The organism is Myxococcales bacterium (genome assembly GCA_016717005.1).
Classification (GTDB): Bacteria; Myxococcota_A; Polyangia; order Haliangiales; family Haliangiaceae; genus UBA2376.
In genome coordinates, this window is sequence record JADJUF010000019.1 from 135589 (window position 1) to 154952 (window position 19364).

The following is a 19364-nucleotide window of genomic DNA, read 5'->3' on the forward strand; positions in this document are numbered from 1 at the left end:
TCTACCACAGCTGGGCCGCCGAGACGCGGATTTGCGAGGTCGAGCGTGTCGGCGCCGTCACAGCGCCAGGCGCGCCGCCAGGCCCAGGTCGCCGCCGCATTTGTGAGGCGTGTCGGCGCCGTCACAGCGCCAGGCGCAGGTCGCCGCCGCACTTGTGAGGCGCGTCGACGCCGTCACAGCGCCAGGCGCGCCGCCAGGCCCAGGCCGACGCCGCCGGTCGCGTCGACCAGCGCCTGGTATTGCCGCGCGGCCTCGCGATCCGGGCTCAGGCCGCGGATCGCGCGCAGCAGCGTGTTCTTGCGGGTGTGCTCGTGCGGGACGAACTCGAGCGCGGTGGCCTGGTAGCCGCGCGCGCGCAGGAGCAGCAGCCGCATCAGATCGGTGACGTGGGCGGCGGTCTCGCGGCGCAGGTGCGGCGCGCCCCACAGCGGCGCCAGCGCCCCGGCCGCGCCGGCGTCGGTCAGCGCGCGCCAGCCCTGGGCTAGCTCGGCCTGGCAGCACGGCGCCACGGCGATCAGCGCCGCGTCGAGCTCGACGCCCAGGGCGATCGCGGCGCAGGTCGCGGTGTCGCACGCGTGCAGGGCCACGACCGCGTGGATCGCGCCGTCCGGAAACGCCGCGGTCCAGGCGGCGGCGACGTCGGCCCGCGCGAGGTCGCCGGCGACGTAGCGCACGCGCTCGGTCAGGCCGATCGCGTCGACCCGGCGCTGGCTCTCGGCGATCACCGCGGCGTTGCGATCGACGCCGAGCACGTCGATGCGGTGCGCCCAGACGTGAGCGCCGCACCACGCGAGCACGGTCGTCAGGTACGAGCGGCCGCAGCCGGCGTCGACGATGCCGAGCGCCGGGTGGCGCGCGCGCAGCTCGGCCAGCGCCGGCGCCACGGTCGCGACCATGTGGTTGACCTGGAAGTACTTGCCGACCCGCTGCGGCGGGATCACGCCGTGATCGTCGGCGATGCCGAGGCCGCGCAGCAGCACCGCGCCCTCGGCCGGGCGCACGGCCACCGCCTTGCCGCGCAGGAACTCGTCGGTCCGCGTCGGCGTCCAGTGCGCGGCCGCGCGGGCCGCGACCGCCTGGGCCCAGTGATCGCGGGCGGTGGTCACAGCTCGGGCGGGGGCGGGCAGGCGCACGGGGCCGGCGCGGGCGGGCACGCGGTCGGGTTCACGTCGGTGATCAGCAGGGAGTCGAACCGGACCCGGGTGAACCGCGTGCGCAGGCCGACCCGGGTGCCCAGCCCGGTGCACGCGGTCGAGGTCGCCGTGGCGACCGACACCGGGACGATCTCGCCGAACCCGGAAAGGGCCGTGGTCGTGGCGCCGCCGGTGATCGCGACCAATGCGCCGCTGACCAGCGCGGCGCCGATCGGCACCGGCCCCGACGTGCTCGTGGCCGCGCCGTTGACCGTGCGCACCAGCGACAGGCTCGCGGGGGCGGCCGAGACCGGATCGGTCACCTCGACCAGGCACCCGTCGGGCAGCGGGTGGCTGGTGGGCGTGACGTGCAGCCACAGGCCGACGTTGTAGAAGTCGGGGTTGACGCCGGCGTCGTTGGCGGGCGGCATGGTCGTGAGCACGGTCGCGGCCACGCGCACCCGCGGCGCGGCGAAGGTGGCGGTGGTCACGAGCAGCGCGTCGCTGGTCGCGGCCGCGTCCTGGCGCAGGCCGTCGTCGGCGAACACCCACGCGCCGTTGTCGTGGCCGTTGGACGGCACGGTGTAGTGCGCCGCGCTCGTGCCCCTGAACGGATCGAACCAGGCGATGCACTGGCGCGCGGTCAGGTCGAGGTCGCAGGCGTCATCGAGGCCGTCGCCGTCGACGTTGGCCGGCGTGGTGACCGCGACGTTCGGGCAGCTGTCGCACAGATCGCCCAGCCGGTCGCCGTCGGTGTCGCGCTGCAGCCGGTTGGCCACGTCGGGACAGTTGTCGATGTCGTCGGGCACGGTGTCGCCGTCGCGGTCGTTGATCGCGGCGTCGCCGTCCGTCCCGTCGGGGCCGGCGCCGTCGCCGACCGCCCCGTCGTCGCCCCCGAGCGCGTCGACGAGGTGGACCTGATCGATCCCCAGCACCTGGTTGCAGCCCGCGCCGACCAGCGCAGACACCACCAGCATCGACAGCGGAGGACGGCGCACGACCCGCGCAGGATACCGCAGCCGCGGTCAGCTGACGCGCGTGACCGTGCCCTCGTGCTGCTTGTCGCCGACCGCCAGGTAGATCGTGCCGCCGGCCACCGACAGCTCCCAGGTGTTGTTGCGGTCGAGGGTCGCGGCGATCGCGTCGAGGAGCTCGGGCGCCAGCGCGTACAGCTCGATCGCGTCGGCCTTGTGGACCTTGCGCTCCTGCAGCTCGGCGGCGAGGCCGACCAGGTTGCGCCAGCCGTAGACCGCGACCCGGCGGCAGGCCTTGCTGGCCCGGTGCAGGCGGTCGGCGCTGGGCAGGCCGACCTCGATCCACGCCTGCAGGTCGCCGCGCAGGTCGCGCTGCCACAGCGCCGGCTCGTCGTCGACCGCGAGCCCGCGCGAGAAGTCGACGCCCTCGGCGTGCTCGAGCGCGCGCGCGAGCAGGCGCGCCACCAGGTAGCGCTCGCTCTCGGACGGGTGCTGGGCGACGCGCAGCGCCAGGGTCTCGTAGACGCCGCGGTCGCTGTCGGCGAGGGCGACGTCGAAGCGCCGCATGGTCGCGGTCAGGGCCATGGCCGATGGTAGCGCCCTCGGCGGCCAGGTATGGTGGCGGCCATGACGCGATCGGCGATCGACACGCGCGACGGCTGCGATCCGCCGCGGGTCGAGCAGCACCTCGTGGCGCGGCCCGGGGCCCCGGCCGGCAAGATGTTGATCTCGTCACCGATCGAGATCGACGCGCTGGTGCGGCGCATCCCCGAGGGCAAGGTGCTGGTGCTGGGCGCGCTGCGCGCCAGCCTGGCCCGGGCCCACCGCGCCGACTTCGCCGAGCCGACCACCACCGAGGCCTTCCTGCACGTCGTGGCCGAGGCCGCCGAGGAGGAGCGCGCGGCCGGCCGCGGCCCGCTGGCGCCGTACTGGCGGGTGGTGCACGACGACGGCGCGCTGATCGAGGCCTTGCCGGGCGGGTTCCCGGCCCAGGCCCGCCGGCTCGCCGCCGACGACGTGACCGTGCTGTTCCTCGGCAAGATCCCGCGGGTCACCGAGATCAGCCACTTCGCCTGGACGCCGCCGCCGCTGACCAAGAAGTCGATCGGCGCCGGCGCTAGCGCGCGTGTGGCCGCGCCGCCACGTCGACCACCGCGTCGATGAACGCCGCCGCCGCGGCCGCGCACGCCGCCAGGTCGCCGGGGCGCTCGCCGGTCAGCCACGCGCACGCGAAGTTGGTCTCGGTCGGCGGCGCCACGATCTTGACGGCGCGCACCGCCGCGGCCTTGAGCGCGGCGTCGAAGCCGAGCGTGGCCTCGAGCGGCGGCGCCACCAGGTAGGCCATGCACTCGCCGACCGCGAGGCCGCTCGCGCGCGCCAGGTAGTGCCCGAGCGAGCCGATCACGTGCGGGAACACGGTCACGCCGCGGGCGCCGTCGGCGTCGTAGAAGCACGCGTCGTGGGCCAGGCACGCGGCCAGCGCCGCCAGGCCGTCCTCGATCGACTGCGGCTCGGCCGCGGCGAGCACGCCCAGGATCTCGCCCGAGAGCTTGCCCGAGGCGTGGCCGGCGCCGGCGTAGAAGCTCCGCGCGAACACCACGTCGACCGCGGCGTGCTTGGTGGCCTCGTCGAGCGCGACGTAGAGCGCGTCGTCCTGATCGCACGTGACCAGGCCCAGCGAGGTGTGGCGCGCGGGGTCGGCGCCGTACGCGCGCAGCAGCGCCGGGTCGGCCCCGGGGATGCGCCGCACCGACAAGAGCGTCGGGACGATCGGCTCGAGCAGGCTCATCGGCCGCCCCCGCGCTCGACCAGCCGCTGCCGCACCTGCGGCGCGCGGTAGCCGCGCTCGATCACCGCGTCGACCTGGCCGAGATCGAGGCCGACGCCGCTCGTGCCCTGGGCGATCATCGCCTGGGCCAGGGCCGCGAGCCGCGGCGCCGCGTCCTCGGGCGGCGTGCCGCGCGCGTGCAGGTTGCTCATCATGTTGCGATCGCCGTCGGTCTTGCCCAGCGCCGGCGCGTGGACCAGGTACGCCGACAGGCCGTCGCCGGTGCCGAGCCCGGGCCGCTCGCCCAGCAAGATCATCGCGACCTTGGCGCCGACCTCCTGCCCGATCTCGTCCTCGAGCCAGACCCGCGCGAACCGCGCGCACACCGGCGCGCCGACCGTCAGCCCGCGCGCGCGCACCGCGTCGACGACCGCCTGGTACAGGGTCGGCCCGGCCTGCATGCACGCGCTGGCCGACAGGCCGTCGGCGAGGATCACCTGGACGTCGACGCCGGTGGGCGCGTGCGCGCGCAGGCGCTCGAGCGACTCGGCCGCCAGTCGACGTCCGAGATCCGGACGCAGCAGGAACTCGCGGTGATCGGCGACCCGGGTCTGGAGCGCCAGGAACCCGTGGTCGCGGGCCCAGCCGTCGGTGAGCTCGGCCGCGACCGCCTCGTGCGCGACCGCGAGCTCGGCCTGGAACTGCAGCACGACGTCGGTGGCGTAGCGGGTGCCGACGTGGCCGATGCCGAGCAGCGCGGTGGTGTGGTCGCTGCCGGCGCCCGGCGCCAGCGGCGGCCGCCGCGGCGCGTAGACCCGGGCCGGCGGCGCCACGACCGGCGGCAGGACGATCCGCGGCGGCATCGGATCGCTGGCGCCGCGGCGCGCGCGGACCTCGGCCACCAGCGCTCGGGTCAGGCTCCCGCTCATCGCACCACCGTCGCGTCGCCGAACCGCGGCCCGGGCGCGCCGTCCCGGGTGATGCCCTTGGCCTCGCACCACGCGTCGAACTCCGGCGTCGGGCGCTTGCCGAGCAGCCGGCGCACGCTCGGGATGTCGTGGAAGCTGGTCGACTGGTAGTTGAGCATGATGTCGTCGCCGACCGGCAGGCTCATGAGGTAGGTGCAGCCGGCCGCGGCCAGGAGCACCTTGGTGCTCTCGAGCTCGTCCTGGCTCATGCGCGCATGGTAGGTGAAGCACGCGTCACAGCCCATCGGCAGGCCCAGGAGCTTGCCCATGAAGTGGTCCTCGAGCGCGGCCCGGGTGATCTGGGGCCCGTCCTCGAGGTACTCGGGGCCGATGAAGCCGACGACGGTGTTGACCAGGAACGGCCGGTAGCGGCGGGCCAGGCCGTAGCAGCGGGCCTCGATCGTGAGCTGGTCGGCGCCGTGGTGGGCGGCGCTCGACAGGGCCGAGCCCTGGCCGGTCTCGAAGTACATGACGTTGGGCCCGGCCGCGGTGCCCTGGGCCTTCATCATCGCCCAGGCCTCGTCGAGCAGGGCCACCGACACGCCGAACGCGCGGTTGCCGGCCTCGGTCCCGGCCAGCGACTGGAACATCAGGTCCATCGGGCAGCCGAGCGCCAGCGCCTGCATCTGCACGGTCACGTGCGACAGCACGCAGTGCTGGGTCGGGATCGCGTGCTGCGTGCACAGCGCGTCGAGGGCGGTGAGGATCGCCGCGGTCGACGCCGGCGTGTCGGTGGCCGGGTTGACGCCGATGACCGCGTCGCCGCAGCCGTAGGCCAGGCCCTCGCGCGCCGACGCCAGGATGCCGTCGACGTCGTCGGTCGGGTGGTTGGGCTGGACCCGCGATGACAGCCGGCCGGCCAGGCCCAGCGTGTTGTTGGCGCGCACCACCACCTCGCACTTGGCCGCGACCGTCATCAGGTCGAGGTTCGACATCAGCTTGCACACCGACGCCGCCATCTCGGGCGTCAGCCCCGGCGCCACCGCGCGCAGGGTCGCGCCCGAGGTCGAGGTCTCGAGCAGCCACTCGCGGAACTGGCCGACCGTCAGGTGCGCGACCGCCTGGTAGGCCGCGGCGTCGAGATCGTCCTCGACCACCCGCGTGACCTCGTCGTCCTCGTACGGCACCACCGGGTTGGCCCGCAGCTCGGCCAGGGTGAGATCGGCCAGCGCCGCCCGGGCCGCGACCCGCTCGATCGCGCTGCGCGCCGAGACGCCGGCCAGATCGTCGCCGCTCTTGGGCGGGTTGGCGCGGCCGAGCAGCTCCTTCACCGACGCGAATCGGTAGCGGACCCCGCGGATGGTCGCAGCCAGCTCCACGCCGGTGACTGTACCGCGGCGCGCGGGTGGAATAGCCGCGGGGGGCTGCGCGTTGGGGGGCCATGCGCCTGGGGCTGGCCATCATCGCGGCGATCGGGGTCGCGGTCGTCATCGGCAGCGGGCGGTCGCCGGCGCCCCCGCGCGCGCGGGCCACGCCGCTCGAGCACGACGCCTACGTCTGGCAGCGGCGCTGGACCGGCGCGGTCCGGGCCGCGGTCGCCGGCGCGCCGGCCGAGCTCGACGCGCTGCGGGTGCTGACCGTCGAGGTCGAGGCCGATCGCGCGGTCTGGCCCGAGGTCGACGTCGCGGCGCTGGTGGCGTCGGCGCGCCCGGTGACCGCGGTGGTCCGGATCGCCGGCGCGCGCCTGCCCGAGCAGGTGCCGATGGCCGCGGTGCTGGCCCGGGTCGAGGCCTGGCGCGCCGCCGGGGTCGCGGTCGCCGGCGTCGAGATCGATCACGACTGCGCCAGCGCGGCCCTGCCGGCGTACGCGCGCTGGCTCGCGGCCAACCGGCCGCCGGCGCCGCTGCGGTTCTCGATCACCGCGCTGCCGGCCTGGGCCGACTGCCGGGCGGTGGCCGCGGTGGCCGCCGCCGTCGACGAGGTCGTCGTGCAGGTCCACACGGTCCGGGCCCCGGTCCTGTTCGATCTCCCGGCGGCCCGATCGGCGCTGGCGCGGTTCGCCGCGGTGGTGCCCGCGGCGTCGCTGCGGGTGGCGCTGCCGACCTACGACGCGATGATCGACGGCGCGCTCGCGCGCTCGCGCCCGACCGAGGTCGCGGCGTTCGTGCGCTGGCTCGAGCGCGGCGGCGGGCCGCCGGTCCGCGGCGTGGTCTGGTTCCGGCTGCCGGTCGAGGGCGACGCCCGGGCCTGGCCGACCGCGACCCTGGTGGCGGTGATCCGCGCCGCGCCGCTGCGCGCCGAGGTCGCCGCCGACGTGATCGCCACCGGGCCCGGGCGCTTCGATCTGGTGCTGCGCAACGCCGGCAACGTGCCGGCGCCGTGGCCCGCGCTCGCGCTGGGCGGCGGCGTCGACGGCGCCGAGCTGATCGGCGGCTACGTCGCGCGCGCGGACCGCCGCTTCAGCCCGCCGGCGCGCGACCTCGCGCCCGGCGCCACCACCGTCGTCGGCTGGGCGACGGGCAAGGACCTCACCCTCGATGCGCTCTGACACCCCTGGCTCACCTCGCTCGCTGATCGTCACCCTCAGCGCGCTGGCCGTGGCGGTCGCGGTCACGGCTCGGCCCGCGCGCGCGTGCGGCCCCGACTTCCCGACCGAGCTCCTCGCCGATCGCGGCGGCGCGATCGCCGGCCTGCCCGAGGGCATCTTCGTCGACGAGGCCGCGCTGCTGGTGCCGGCCCACGAGGCCTATCGCCCGCGGGCCGCCGACGCGCCGCCGCTGCCGCCGCCCGGCCTGCTCGAGCGCACGCTCTACGCCGAGGGCGCGCGCGCGTTCAACGCCGGCGAGCGCCGGGTCGCGCGGCGCTGGTTCCTGGCGGTGCTGGCGCTGCCGCCGCCGCTGCGTCGGCAGCTGTCGACCTCGGCCGCCTACAGCCTGGCCCGGCTCAACCTCGCCGGCACCGGCGTCGCCTACTACCGCGAGGTCCGCGCTCTGGTCGACCTCGGCTTCGTCGACCCCGACGGGCTCGCGGCCACCAGCCTGCGGCTCGAGGCCGTGCTCACCGACGATCTGATCGGCCAGATCGAGCTGTACGCACAGCACGCCGCGCTCGGCCACGCCGGCGCGGCCCGAGCGCTCCTGGACCTGGTGACCGACGGGCTGGCCGAGGGCCGCGAGCGCGAGCTCCTGGCGGCGCCGGTCGGGCAGCGGCTGGTGGCGGCCTACCTGTACGCGCGCAGCGACGAGCTGACCGAGGCGCAGCGGGCGCGGGTGTGGGAGGCGGTCGTGGCGACGCCGCAGCTCGACGGCGCCGATCGCCTGGCCGCGGCTGCGTACCGCGACGGCGCCTGGGCCCGGGCCGAGGCGCTGGCGGCGCGCGGGGCCGACTCGCCGATCAACCGCTGGGTCCGCGGCAAGCTCGCGGCTCGCGCCGGCGACGCCATCGCCGCCAGCGACCTGGTGTGCAGCGCCGCCGCCGCGCTGCCGACGACGACCGCGTGTCCGGACTTCCGGTGCGGCGTGTACCTGCCCCGCGATCGCGCCCACGCTGAGTGCGCGGTGCTGCAGCTCGCGGCCGATCGGCCGGTGGCGGCGATGGCCGCGGCCTGGGCGGCGCGCCACACCTACCGCGACGCGATCTTCCTGGCCGAGCGCGTGCTCACGCTCGACGAGCTGGGGCAGTTCGTCGCCGGCCTCCCGCCCGAGGCCGCCGCGCCCGCGGACGCCGATGACAGCGATGACAGCGATGACAGCGATGACAGCGATGACGAGGACGCGTACGACCTGTCCGCCGACTACGAGGTCGTGGACGCCGCGTCGCTGCGCGCGCTGTACGGCCGCCGGCTGATGCGGGTCGGTCGCTACGCCGCGGCGCTGCCGTGGCTGCCGTGGGACGAGCGCGTGAACGCCGCGGCCTACGCCCTCGACCGGGACCTGGCCGCGGGCACGGTCGATCCGATCGCCCGCGCCGCCGCGCTGTTCGCCGCGTCGAAGCTGGCGCGCACCCGCGGCATGGAGCTCCTCGGCACCGAGCACGGGCCCGACTGGGCGACGTGGGCCGGGGCGTACGACCTGACCGACTACGGCAGCTACGACCCCGACGATGATGCCGAGGCCGCCACCGATGACCCGGCTGACCCCGACGATGTTGATGACGCCGCCGCAGAGGCCGCCACGGCAGCGGCCGCCGCCGCCGAGGCCGCCGCCGCTAGGGGCGACGCCGAAGCGGACGTCGACGGCGCCCCCGCCGCCATCGCGCCGGCGCTGGCGATCGCGCAGGCCACCGCCGTCGAGCGGGCCCGGGTGCTCGGCAGCGCGCCGGCCCACGGCCAGCGCTACCACTACCGTCGGATCGCCCGCGATCTGGCGCGGGCCGCCGCCGAGCTGGTGCCCTACCGCAGCGACGCCCGCCGCGCGATCCAGTGCTGGGCTGACGGCTACGCGACCTTCGCCTTCCAGGGCTGCCCCGAGCCCGACTTCGCCGCCGCCCGCCACGCCCAGCTCACCTTCCGCGGTCAGCTCGAGCCGCGGCGCCACCCGCGCTGGATGCGCCGGATCGCCGCTCGGGTCCGGCACGCGCGCCGGGCGATGCCGTGGGCGACGCTCGCGACCCTGCTCGCCGCCGCGGCGGCGGTGATCGTGGCTCGCCGCGGGCTGCGCCGCCCGGCCGCGCGGCCCTGACCGGGTCAGCGATCCGCGGTCGGCGCGGACCAGCCGCTCAGCATGCCGTGGCGCCACAGCGCGCCGCCGGCGGCCGCGCCCATGACCAGCAGCGCCGACAGGCTCGGCGCGATGTTCGCGCGCCAGCCCTTGGCGAAGAACACCGCGTTGATCAGCATCGTCAGCGACACCGCGGCGCCCATGGCGTTGCCGAAGCCGAACAGCCCGAGGGCGAACCGCTCGATCTGCGGGAACGCGGCGTTGTTGGTGCGCGGCAGGCCGAGCAGCGCCAGCGGCGCGCCGATCGCGGCGCCCGACACGATCGTCGCGAGCGCGCTCTTGACCACGCCCGAGCCGCCCTTGAAGCCGCCCAGGATGAACGACACCAGCTGGAGCCCGCCCAGGACGATCATCATCGCGGCCGCGAGGATCAGCGACCACAGGATCAGCTTGGTGCCGAGCTGGGTGTCGCCCTTCGACGGCCGGTCCTCGCGCCGGTCCCAGAAGCACACGAACCAGTAGCCGAGGAACACGAAGAACGGCGCGAACACCAGCGCGCCCAGGCTCTCCATCGCACCGAACATCATGCCCATCGGTTCCATGCCGCCCTGCCTTTCGTCGAAGTCGCCCAGCTCTTGCTTCTTGCACGCCGCGCTCAAGAGCGCGATCGCCGCCACCGCGACGACGCGCCGGATGCCCCACGTCCGACCCCGAAGATCGAACCCGGAGCGAGGTCGTTGATCTCGCATCCCCAGACGCTACGCCTGAATCGCACGCCTGGGCGGTCGGCTGGCCATTTCCGGCAGGTCCCGCCGGAGCCCGCGCGGATCGGTCGCGAGGGCGCGGCCGATCTCGGTTACGCTGGGCTGTGCATCCGCCGCCCCTGACGCTGATCACCGCGGCCCTGGCGCTGATGGTCGCCGACCTCGACGCTCGGGCCGACGAGCCGCCGCCGCCGAAGCCGGCGCCCACGCCGAAGCCGCCGACGCCGCCCGGCCCGCCCGGGGTCTACTACCACGTCGAGCACATCAAGCCCGGCGCCAACCCGCACGAGCTCGGCACCGTCGATCTCACGCGCGGTGGGTGGAAGGCCCGGTACGGGGATCTCGACTGGGGCGTGGACACGGCGGTGCACCCGGGCAGCGGCCGCTTCGCGCTGTCGCTGGGCGTCGCCGGCGACGCGCGCACCGTGACGCTCGACGGCCACGCGCTGACCTTGACCTCGGACCAGCCGATCGTGCTCGCGATCGGCACCTTCGCGCACGGCGTCGACACGATCGTCCCGGGCGATCCGACCTGCGTGCCGATCAAGTGCTTCGAGAAGGCCTGGCGGTTCTCCGTCGACGGCTCGGTCCTGTACACGCTCGAGCTGCACCAGAGCACGACCAAGGTCCGCCGCGTCCCGCTGGCCGACCCGACCAAGGCGACGCTGGTGTTCGATCGCAAGCGGGTCCTCGCCGCCGAGCCCGCGCCGACGCCGGATCACCAGCGCTGGGCCTACGACGCCAAGGACGGCATCCACGTCGAGGCGATGCCGCCGGTCCCCGCGCCCGGCGTCACCAAGAAGCCGCGGCTGCCCAAGCTCGGCAAGGCGGTGGTCGCCCCCAAGCTGCTGGTCAGCGCGCCGATCGCGCTGCTCGAGAACACCGTCGCGGTGTTCCGGCGCGAGCCCACGGAGCAGCGCGAGGGCTACATCGAGCTCTACGACCTGACCACCCGCGCGCCGCGCCGGGTCTACACCTTCGCCGAACCCTTCGCGCTGTGGCAGGCCGGCTTCAAGACCAGCGCCGCGCACCGCAGCGTCCTGCTCGTGGCCGAGCGCAAGCTGCTCGCGGTGTCGATCGTCGACGGCGCGGTCCGGACCCTGGCCGACGACGCCAACGTGCTCTTCGACGTCTCGGCCGACGGCCGGTTCGCGCTGGTCGAGACCTCGGCCGCGGCGACGCCGAGCTCGCGCGAGGGCAACGCCACCAACCCGCTGGCGCTGACCGTCATCGAGATCGGCACCGGGCGTCGGGTCGCCAGCCAGCCGATCCCGGTCACCGGGACCGAGTGGGTCCGCACCGAAGAGGCGCGCTTCCTGTAAGCGCGCCAGGCGGATCCGGCCGCGGGTCGACGCGGCGCTGGCGCCAGGGCCTGGCCGATCCGGGCACGCCGTCGATGTGCGATGGCGCGGAGGAGGCGCTAGGCGGCCGGGCGCTCGGCCCGGGCCGACACCGACACCACCGCCGACGACGTGACCGCGTCGAGCATCGGCCGCGACACGACCGCGTCCGACAGCTCGTCGGCGGCGTCGTCGCGGCGACCGCGCGGCTCGGGCTCGGGCTCGGGCGACTCGTCCTCCTGGTGGTGGCGGGTCTCCCAGCTGCCCGAGTCGAGCGTGAACAGCGCCAGCGGCGTCATGATCGCGTAGATCACCGGTAGCACCAGCGCGATCGACACGAACCACAGCGGGTGGACGCGCTCGATCGGCAGCTTGCGCACCTTCCACCAGTAGCCCAGGCCGATGATGACGGTGACGATCACCTGGCGCAGCAGCATCGAGAACAGCTTGCCCTTGGCGATCGCGGTCAAGAGCAGGATCGGGTAGGCCAGCAGCATCGCGAACAGCGAGAAGTAGTGGACCGCGATCACCGGGTTGAGGCGCCACACGTGCGACAGCGCGCCGACGTAGTCGACGATGTTCGAGCGGCGCCAGCGCAGCTGCTGCGAGAAGTAGTCGCCGAGCTTGGTCGGCGCGCCGGTCCAGCACACCGCCTTGAGCGTCATCGTCGTCAGGTAGCCGGCCTTGACGATCTGCCGGGTCAGGAACCGATCCTCGCCGTACTTGATCGGCACGCCGCAGATCTCGCGGTGCTCGAGGATCGGGTGCAGCTCGACCAGGACCTCGCGCCGGTAGGCGGTCAGGCAGCCCGACAGGCACATGACCCGCCGGAACGCCCACTCGAGGTTCTTCAGGAAGTGGTACGAGAAGAAGTACTTGATCGTCTGCATCCGGGTGAGCCAGTTGTCACCCTTGTTGCGGACGTCGACCCAGCCGCCGACCGCGGCGATGTCGGGCCGGACGAACCGGGCCACGAGCTCGCGGACCGCGTCGTGCGCGACCACGACGTCGGAGTCGACCGAGACGATGATCTCGCGACCGCGACGCCAGCACCGCGCGGTTGATCGAGCGGCGCTTGCCGAGGTTGTGCTTGTTGCGCAGCACCCGCAGCCGGCCGCCGCTGGTCGCCGCGACGGCGCTGGCGTGGGCGAAGCTGTCGTCGGACGAGCAGTCGTCGATGACGACGATGTCGAGCTTGTCGGTCGGGTAGGCCAGCTCGAGCAGGCTGCCCAGGGTCCGCCGGATCTCGGCGCCCTCGTTGTACATCGGCACGACGACCGTGACCGTGGGCTGGTAGCCGTAGTCGGCCTCGTCGAACGCCTGCTTCTTGAGGAAGCGCAGCGCGACGCCGGCGATGAACCGGTTGAAGAACAGGACCGCGCCGAGCGCTTGCAGCAGGATCGCCAGGGCGTTGTTCAGCACCGGGCACCTCCCGCGGCGGCCCGCGCCGCCACCGCGCCGGTGCCGACCGGGACCACCAGCCGCCGCCGGACCATGTCGACCGTGGCGCCGTCGGCGCCGCGCGTGACGGTGATCGACACCGACGAGCCGGCCGACCCGCGCAGCCGCGCGATGATGTCGTCCATGGCCGCGGTCGCGACGTCGGCGCCGTCGACCTCGGTGATCACGTCGCCGACCACGAGCTTGCCCTCGGCCGGGCTGCCGGGCAGCACGGCCGTCACGAGCGCGCCGCTGGGCGCCGGCGCCACGACGATGCCGATGCCGTCGACCTGCCCGGCGCCGTCGACCGGCCGCAGCTCGATCTCGACCGGACGGCCGTCGGCCGCGGCGGTGGTGCTGGCCCACGCGGTGCCAAAGCCGGTCTTGACGACGACGATCGCGGCCGGGCCGGCGGCGACGTCGGGGATGACCCAGCGGCCCTTGGCGTCGGAGAACGTCGTGCGCCCGGCGATCGTGACCTGGGCGCCGCCGACCGGCTGGGCGCCGGTCTTGACCACGCCGCGCACCGGCACTGGCGCCGCCAGCGCGACCTCGACGGTGCGGGTCGCGCCGTCGTCGATCACGACCCGCGGCAGGTGCGTCGCGCCGGCGCCGGCGGCGGCGACGGTGAGGTCGTAGACGCCGGGTTCGAGGCTGGTCAGCGTGACCTGGCCGCCGTTGCCGCGGAACTGCCGCTCGCCCGGCGCGCGCGGGCTGCGCTCGCCGGTCGGCACGAAGCTGTCGATCGTGACGGCGACCTCGCCCTGGTGCGTGGGCACGGTCACGGTCAGCGCCCCGAACCGGCGCATGACGAAGGTCTCGTCGCCGTTCCACGTCGCGACCGTGCGCTCGAGGTAGCCGTCGGAGTGCTTGACCTTGACCAGGTACGGCTGGCCCGCGGGCGCGCCGACCTCGAAGCTGCCGTCGCCCAGCGAGGTGGTGTCGTAGACCGCGGTCGCGCTCAGGCGCACCCGGGCGCCGACCACCGGCGTGCCGTCGGCGGCGATCACCTTGCCGCGCAGCGCCACCGGCGGCGCGATCGTCAGCACCAGCGCGCGGGTCTCGCCGGAGTTGTACCACTGCGCGATCGCCGGCGAGAGATCGCCGTCCTTGCGGGCCTCGAGCCGCAGCCAGCCGGCCGGCGTGCGCGCGGTGAAGGCGCCGTCAGCGTCGCTCTCGAACTGCAGCCGATCGGTGGGGCCGCCGGGTGAGATCGTCGCCGCCGCCAGGATCTTCGCGCCGGCCACGGGCTGGCCGTCGCCGTCGACGACGCGGCCGTTGACCGTGACCGGATCGTTGAGCGTGATCGCGACCTCGATCCGATCGCCCGGGGCCAGCGCCGTCACGATGGCCACGCCCTGGGCCAGGCCGCGCAGCCCGCGCACCGTCAGGTCGCCGGGCACCGACACCAGCTCGAACCGGCCGGCGTCGTCGGCGATCGTCGACAGCGGCATCGCCGCCTCGAGCAGGCCGCGATCGGCCGCCGCGACCTCGATCGCGACCGTGGCGCCGGGCACCGCGGCGCCGCGGGGGTCGATCACGCGCCCCTTCACGATCGACGTCGGGTGGACCTCGAGGTCGCGGACCATGTCCTGCGCGGGCTCGATCGCCTCGGGGTACCCGACAGCTTTTTCGCTCCGGGCGTGCACTTTCCAACGGATCCCTGAGGCGACCTTGATCTCGTAGCGACCCGAACCGTCGGACATCGCAGTGTTCTCGCCGGAGTCGCTCATGAACGCGACCTCGGCATCAGCAACCGGCGTGCCGCCCGGCGCCAGGCGGACGACGCCGGTGATCGTCACCGGTGGGCCACCCTTGCGCATCGACAGACCCAGCGCGCCCGGGAGGTTCGCCAGGTTGGGCAGCGGGCGGCGTGGCCCCTGCTGCGCGCCGGCCTCGGCCCAGGGGTCGTGCTCGCCGTCGCCGTCGCGCCGCTGCTGGCCCTTGTGGCCTCGACCGCCACCGAGCAGGACGATGGCGACGACCACGACGGCGGTCGCCAGCGCGGCGAGGAGCAGGAGGCGGACCCTTCGTGAAGGAGATGCCAAGGGACGACTCGGGGCGAAGCTAGGGGGCGGCCTGGACGGGCCGCGTCAAATGCAATGTTCGCAAGCTATTACGACGCGCCCGGGAGCACAAGCAATCGTTGACAGCAACGAGGCGCCAGCGTGACGGGGGTACGTTCCTGCCTGCGACATCTGTCAACCTCTTGAAGTAACAGCGATTCAGTGGTCGCGGCGGTGGCGCTGGCGCGCCTGCACCTCGGGCGACTCGGCCACGGCCATGGCGATCAGACGCAGGCCCTCCCGGAAGTGGCTCAGGCCGATGCGCGTCAGCTCCGGGCTGGCCGCGCCGACGTCGGGGTAGCCGCGGCCGGCGGCGTCGGCCGCGACCTTGCCCCAGTTTGCGAACAGCCGGCCCCAGTCGCTCTCGAGCACCGCCCGGATCCGCTTCTCGCCCGTGAACGGGTACCAGTACAGGTCGTGGTAGGCGACCGAGGCCACGTACGCCCACGGCGCCAGCCAGGTCTTGAGCGACCACTCGATCGGCTTCTTGAGCGGGCCCCAGTAGATCTTGTGCTGCATGTTCGAGGCGAACGTCATCTTCTTGAACGGGCCCTCGAAGTGCCAGTTCTCGGCCGCGGCGTCGAGATCCCCCACCAGCTCGATCTCGCGCACGTCGCCGCAGCCGAGGCCGCGCTCGTGGGCCAGCCGCACGAACTTGATGTCCTTGAGCGGATCGAAGCCCATCAGCTTGGCCGCGACCGCGTCGATCGCGACCTGATCGGCCGACGCCAGGATCACGTTCTTGACGTGGGGCACCATGCAGCGCGGCCCGGGGCCGTCGCCGGCGAAGGTCCCGTCCATCACCGCGAACACGCCCTTGTGGATCTTCTGCTGGATCATCAGCAGGTCGACCAGGGTCTCGTGGATGACCGGGTGGGTCCAGTGCCGGTGCTCGTTGAGCAGCCCGCCGAACGCGTTCTTCATCGCGCCGGTCGTGGTCGTGAAGACGTGGGTCTTCACGGTCGGCAGGTGGATGATGTTCTCGCCGATGAAGCGCTTCGGGATCGAGAAGCCCTTCGGGTAGACCTCGTTGAGGCACAGGAAGTCCTTGGTCAGGTCGCCGACCGCGTCGCGGACGTTGATCCACTCCTCGCCCTCGTAGAGGTGGACGTTGCGCAGCCCGTGGGCCTCGACCACGTCGAGCTGCTTGTTCTCGCGCTCGCCGAGGTGCGCGTCGATCACGACCGTGCGGTTGTGGCAGGCGTGGATCAGGTCGGGGTCGTACCCGTCCTGCTTCATCGCCCGGATGACGCCCTCGAGCTGCCACGGCGTCGTCGACGACGCCGGGTAGAAGAAGTGCCAGCTGATGTTCACCTTGAGCGCGGTGTCCGCGTCCTTGGCGATGACGTCCTGGTACCCGGCCAGGTTCATCGCCCGGTGGTAGTCCGCGAGGACGGTGGCGGGAGTGGTGCGGAGGATGGCGACCTTGGCCTTGGCCATGGGTGCGCTTACCACGTTCCGGCGCGCGCGATCGACTCGAACACCCGCGCGCGCACGCTCACCTGGGTCGATCTCGATCCGCACCGCGTCGTGCGCGAGGTCGAGGCGCGGCGGCGCCGGCTCGATCGTGCAGGCGGCCGAGCCGCCGTCATCGGGGAGGGGTGTCGCCGACGTCGCTGGCGGCGCGGCGCCGGTGTCCGAGCGAACCGGCTGGGACGCCGTCAGGTCGCGCGCGGCCGCAGCCGGGCCCGGAGCTCGCGCTCGAGCAGCGCCGCGACCTCGGTGTGCAGCCGGCCGTAGTACCGCTGCGGCCGGTGGTACAGGAACACCGGCCGGGTCACGGTCGCGAACCGCGGATCGATCCGGACCGGGGCGCCGGTCGGGATCGTGTGCCGGGCCTTGACCGCGCGGCCGAGGCCGCAGGCCACGCCGAGCAGGATGCCGGCCTCGTCGTCGAGGAACGACCGCTGCCAGCGGCGCGGCCGGGCCCGGGCTGGCTGGTTGCCGAAGAACCACTCGGTCGCGCGATCGGCCGGGCTGGTGTCGAGGAACACGTCGGGCCGGGCCGGGCCGCGCGCGCGCTCGATGACGACGTACTCCTCGACGCCGACCGCGACCCGCACCAGGCTGGCGTGGGCCGGCTCGTCGTACGACACCGCGAAGTCGGCGGCGCCGCGGGCCACGGTGGCGGCGCGATCGTCGTCGTCGACGTGGCGCAGCTCGAGCTGGACGCCGGGGTGGGCGTGGAGGAACGGCGCCAGCGCCGGCACGATCACGTCGGGCACGACCGACGACAGCCCGGCGATCCGGATCGTGCCGCGGTGCGCGTCGCCGCTGGGCGCCAGCTCGGCCAGGAGCTCGTCCTCGAGGGCGCGCTGGGCCTGGACGAACCCGAGCAGGCGCTGACCGGCGTCGGTCAGCGTCAGCTGGCGCGGCCCGCGCACCACCAGCGCGGTGGCCAGGCGCAGCTCGAGCCCGGCGATCCGCCGCGACAGCGCCGGCTGGGTCAGGTGCAGCGCGCGCGCCGCGGCGGTGAAGCTGCCGGTGCGCACGACCGCGGCGAACGCGGCCAGCTGATCTTGCGACAGCGGATCCATCGGCCGAGCATGCCACTAATATGCGTTTGGTGCATGAGTCGATGATAAACATGCAATGGACGCATCGACGGCGGATCGCTACAGTGCCGGCATGTTCGCGCTGGTCATCCCCATCGGCCTCATCATCGGCGGCGGCGTCGCCTACCACCTGGCCATCCGCGCGGCGGCGGGCGCGTCGCCGTGGGCGGTGTTGACGCCCGCGTACGGCCTGGCGTTCCTGGTGTGCGCGGGGCTGTGGGCCCGGGCCGGCCACGCGCTGGCGGTGCCGGCGCGCGGCGTGCTCGCGGTCGCGGGCGTGCTGGCGCTGTCGCTGGTGGCGATCGAGGGCGGCTACTTCCTGGCCTATCGGTCGGGCTGGGCGATGAGCAACGCCACCGCGCTGACCAACACGGTGATCGTCGCCGCGCTCGCGGTGGTCGGCGTGGTCATGCTGGGCGAGCGCCTGAACGGCCTTCGCGCGATTGGTCTGGTCATCGCCGCGGTCGGCGTGTGGATGGTCGTGCGCGGGCAGCGCGGTTGACCACGGGCGGGTGCCGAGCCGGCCGCGCGCTGACGGTCGCGACGAGCGCGCCCGCGCCTCGAACGAGGGTGCGCACCGCGCCGCAGTCGTTGCGCCCCCCGTGGACCGCCTCGTCCCCCCTCCGCAGAACCTGCGCGGATGCCTCTCGCTCGTTGGGCCGGCCGCTTGCAGTCACGTCCGACATGCACGCGAGCTCGCCTGCCCACATCCTCCGCGGCGCCGTGGCGTGCGCGATCCGGGCGCCCAGCTCTCACAACACCCAGCCGTGGCGCTTCCGGCGTCGCGGCGAGGTCCTCGAGCTGTGGCTCGACCGCACCCGGCACCTCGAGATCGTCGACCCGCTGCGTCGGCAGCTGGTGATCAGCTGCGGCTGCGCGCTCTACAACGCCCGGGTCGCGATCCGCGCCGAGGGGTTCATCGACAAGGTCGTGCTGCAGCCGCGGCCCGACGAGCCCGACCTCGTGGCGGAGCTGCGGCTGGGGCTGCCGCGCGAGGCCACCAACGACGACCGCGATCTCGTGGCCGCGATCCCGCGGCGCCACACCAACCGGCGGCCGTTCCTCGACCGCCCGGTCGGGGCCGAGACCGCCGAGGTGCTGGCGCACGCGTCCCGGGCCGAGCGCACGCGCATGTTCCGGCTCTCGCCCCAGCGCAAGCAAGAGATGGCCGCGCTCGTGGCCGAGTGCGATCGCCGTCGGTTCGCCGACCCGGCCTATCGGGCCCAGGTCGGCGAGTGGCTGGTGCCGGGCGGGCGCCTGCGCAAGGACGGCATCCCGTTCGCCGAGAAGGAGTACGGCACCTCGACGTGGTTCGGGATGAAGCGCGCGCTGGCGACGCCGGGCCTGGGCGAGCACGTGGCCGCGCTCGAGGGCGCGCGGGTCATGGGCGCGCCGATGGTCGCGGTGCTCGCGACCCAGGCCGACGAGGACATCGACTGGATCGACTGCGGCCAGGCGCTCGAGGCCGTGCTCCTGCGCGCGACCCACCTGGGCCTGGCGGCCGCGTTCGTCGATCAGCTGCTCGAGTACGAGGACCTCCACGAGCAGGTCAAGGCGATGATCGGCACCGAGCTGATCCCACAGATGGTCGTGCGGCTCGGCTACACGCCGCCGCTCGAGCGCGTGGCGCCGCGGCGCGACCTCGCCGACGTGTTCGAGGAGCACGACTGACCAGGAGGGCTGCCCGGCGCAGGTCACCTCACCCCGCGGCGGTGATTCGATCGCGGGCGCGGGCGCTCGCCACGCCCCACCGACCTG

General features: G+C 74.2%; 18 protein-coding genes. 6 read left to right on the forward strand and 12 right to left on the reverse strand.

Annotated features, from left to right (window positions below):
* Positions 1 to 173: 173 nt before the first annotated feature.
* From IPL61_17760 to IPL61_17770, 3 genes are read right to left on the reverse strand one after another with little or no spacing between them, the layout of a single operon-like run.
* On the reverse strand, positions 174 to 1106 hold the full coding sequence (locus IPL61_17760) for an SAM-dependent methyltransferase (protein ID MBK9033086.1): 933 nt from the start codon (positions 1104 to 1106) through the stop codon (positions 174 to 176).
* Positions 1103 to 2131 (reverse strand): thrombospondin type 3 repeat-containing protein, encoded by a 1029-nt coding sequence (locus tag IPL61_17765; GenBank protein ID MBK9033087.1) that lies wholly within the window; start codon positions 2129 to 2131, stop codon positions 1103 to 1105. Before IPL61_17765 ends, IPL61_17760 begins: the two co-directional genes overlap by 4 nt.
* A gap of 27 nt (positions 2132 to 2158) precedes the next feature.
* Complete coding sequence (locus IPL61_17770) at positions 2159 to 2692, reverse strand: YaeQ family protein (protein MBK9033088.1); 534 nt, start codon at positions 2690 to 2692, stop codon at positions 2159 to 2161.
* 42 nt (positions 2693 to 2734) lie between these two features.
* Here IPL61_17770 and IPL61_17775 point away from each other — a divergent pair, with 42 nt between their 5' ends.
* Positions 2735 to 3271 carry an MGMT family protein gene (locus tag IPL61_17775; protein MBK9033089.1) on the forward strand — a complete coding sequence of 179 codons (537 nt, stop codon included), beginning with the start codon at positions 2735 to 2737 and terminating at the stop codon, positions 3269 to 3271.
* Here the strand turns inward: IPL61_17775 and eutL are convergent.
* Genes eutL through IPL61_17790 form a run of 3 tightly spaced genes read right to left on the reverse strand, consistent with a single transcriptional unit; the run spans position 3225 to position 6162 of the window.
* Positions 3225 to 3896: an ethanolamine utilization microcompartment protein EutL gene (gene eutL, locus IPL61_17780; GenBank protein MBK9033090.1), complete on the reverse strand. Its 672-nt coding sequence runs from the start codon at positions 3894 to 3896 to the stop codon at positions 3225 to 3227. The genes IPL61_17775 and eutL overlap by 47 nt on opposite strands.
* A complete protein-coding gene (locus IPL61_17785; protein MBK9033091.1) occupies positions 3893 to 4804 on the reverse strand; it encodes an ethanolamine ammonia-lyase subunit EutC in 912 nt (303 codons plus the stop codon). Before IPL61_17785 ends, eutL begins: the two co-directional genes overlap by 4 nt.
* On the reverse strand, positions 4801 to 6162 hold the full coding sequence (locus tag IPL61_17790) for an ethanolamine ammonia-lyase subunit EutB (protein MBK9033092.1): 1362 nt from the start codon (positions 6160 to 6162) through the stop codon (positions 4801 to 4803). Before IPL61_17790 ends, IPL61_17785 begins: the two co-directional genes overlap by 4 nt.
* 62 nt (positions 6163 to 6224) lie before the next feature.
* On the opposite strand from IPL61_17790, the gene IPL61_17795 reads away from it, so the two are divergent.
* Both IPL61_17795 and IPL61_17800 read left to right on the forward strand, forming a co-directional pair.
* Entirely contained in the window at positions 6225 to 7331 is a 1107-nt protein-coding gene (locus IPL61_17795) for a DUF3142 domain-containing protein (protein ID MBK9033093.1), read from the forward strand.
* Positions 7321 to 9462 (forward strand): hypothetical protein, encoded by a 2142-nt coding sequence (locus IPL61_17800; GenBank protein MBK9033094.1) that lies wholly within the window; start codon positions 7321 to 7323, stop codon positions 9460 to 9462. The genes IPL61_17795 and IPL61_17800 overlap by 11 nt, the downstream gene beginning before the upstream one ends.
* 5 nt (positions 9463 to 9467) lie before the next feature.
* Here IPL61_17800 and IPL61_17805 read toward each other — a convergent pair whose 3' ends face one another.
* Positions 9468 to 10118, reverse strand: a complete 651-nt coding sequence (locus IPL61_17805) for a hypothetical protein (protein ID MBK9033095.1) — start codon at positions 10116 to 10118, stop codon at positions 9468 to 9470.
* A gap of 191 nt (positions 10119 to 10309) precedes the next feature.
* On the opposite strand from IPL61_17805, the gene IPL61_17810 reads away from it, so the two are divergent.
* Positions 10310 to 11527: a hypothetical protein gene (locus IPL61_17810; protein ID MBK9033096.1), complete on the forward strand. Its 1218-nt coding sequence runs from the start codon at positions 10310 to 10312 to the stop codon at positions 11525 to 11527.
* Between the two features lie 98 nt (positions 11528 to 11625).
* Here IPL61_17810 and IPL61_17815 read toward each other — a convergent pair whose 3' ends face one another.
* The 5 genes from IPL61_17815 to IPL61_17835 form a co-directional block, all read right to left on the reverse strand.
* A complete protein-coding gene (locus tag IPL61_17815) occupies positions 11626 to 12549 on the reverse strand; it encodes a glycosyltransferase (protein MBK9033097.1) in 924 nt (307 codons plus the stop codon).
* Positions 12452 to 12967 carry a glycosyltransferase gene (locus IPL61_17820; protein MBK9033098.1) on the reverse strand — a complete coding sequence of 172 codons (516 nt, stop codon included), beginning with the start codon at positions 12965 to 12967 and terminating at the stop codon, positions 12452 to 12454. Before IPL61_17820 ends, IPL61_17815 begins: the two co-directional genes overlap by 98 nt.
* Complete coding sequence (locus tag IPL61_17825) at positions 12961 to 14973, reverse strand: carboxypeptidase regulatory-like domain-containing protein (GenBank protein ID MBK9033099.1); 2013 nt, start codon at positions 14971 to 14973, stop codon at positions 12961 to 12963. The genes IPL61_17820 and IPL61_17825 overlap by 7 nt, the downstream gene beginning before the upstream one ends.
* 237 nt (positions 14974 to 15210) lie before the next feature.
* Positions 15211 to 16491 carry a DUF362 domain-containing protein gene (locus IPL61_17830; GenBank protein ID MBK9033100.1) on the reverse strand — a complete coding sequence of 427 codons (1281 nt, stop codon included), beginning with the start codon at positions 16489 to 16491 and terminating at the stop codon, positions 15211 to 15213.
* 221 nt (positions 16492 to 16712) lie between these two features.
* Complete coding sequence (locus IPL61_17835) at positions 16713 to 17588, reverse strand: LysR family transcriptional regulator (GenBank protein ID MBK9033101.1); 876 nt, start codon at positions 17586 to 17588, stop codon at positions 16713 to 16715.
* A gap of 91 nt (positions 17589 to 17679) precedes the next feature.
* Here IPL61_17835 and IPL61_17840 point away from each other — a divergent pair, with 91 nt between their 5' ends.
* A complete protein-coding gene (locus tag IPL61_17840) occupies positions 17680 to 18108 on the forward strand; it encodes a hypothetical protein (GenBank protein ID MBK9033102.1) in 429 nt (142 codons plus the stop codon).
* Positions 18109 to 18290: 182 nt separating this feature from the next.
* Positions 18291 to 19277 (forward strand): nitroreductase family protein, encoded by a 987-nt coding sequence (locus IPL61_17845; protein MBK9033103.1) that lies wholly within the window; start codon positions 18291 to 18293, stop codon positions 19275 to 19277.
* Positions 19278 to 19364: the final 87 nt, after the last annotated feature.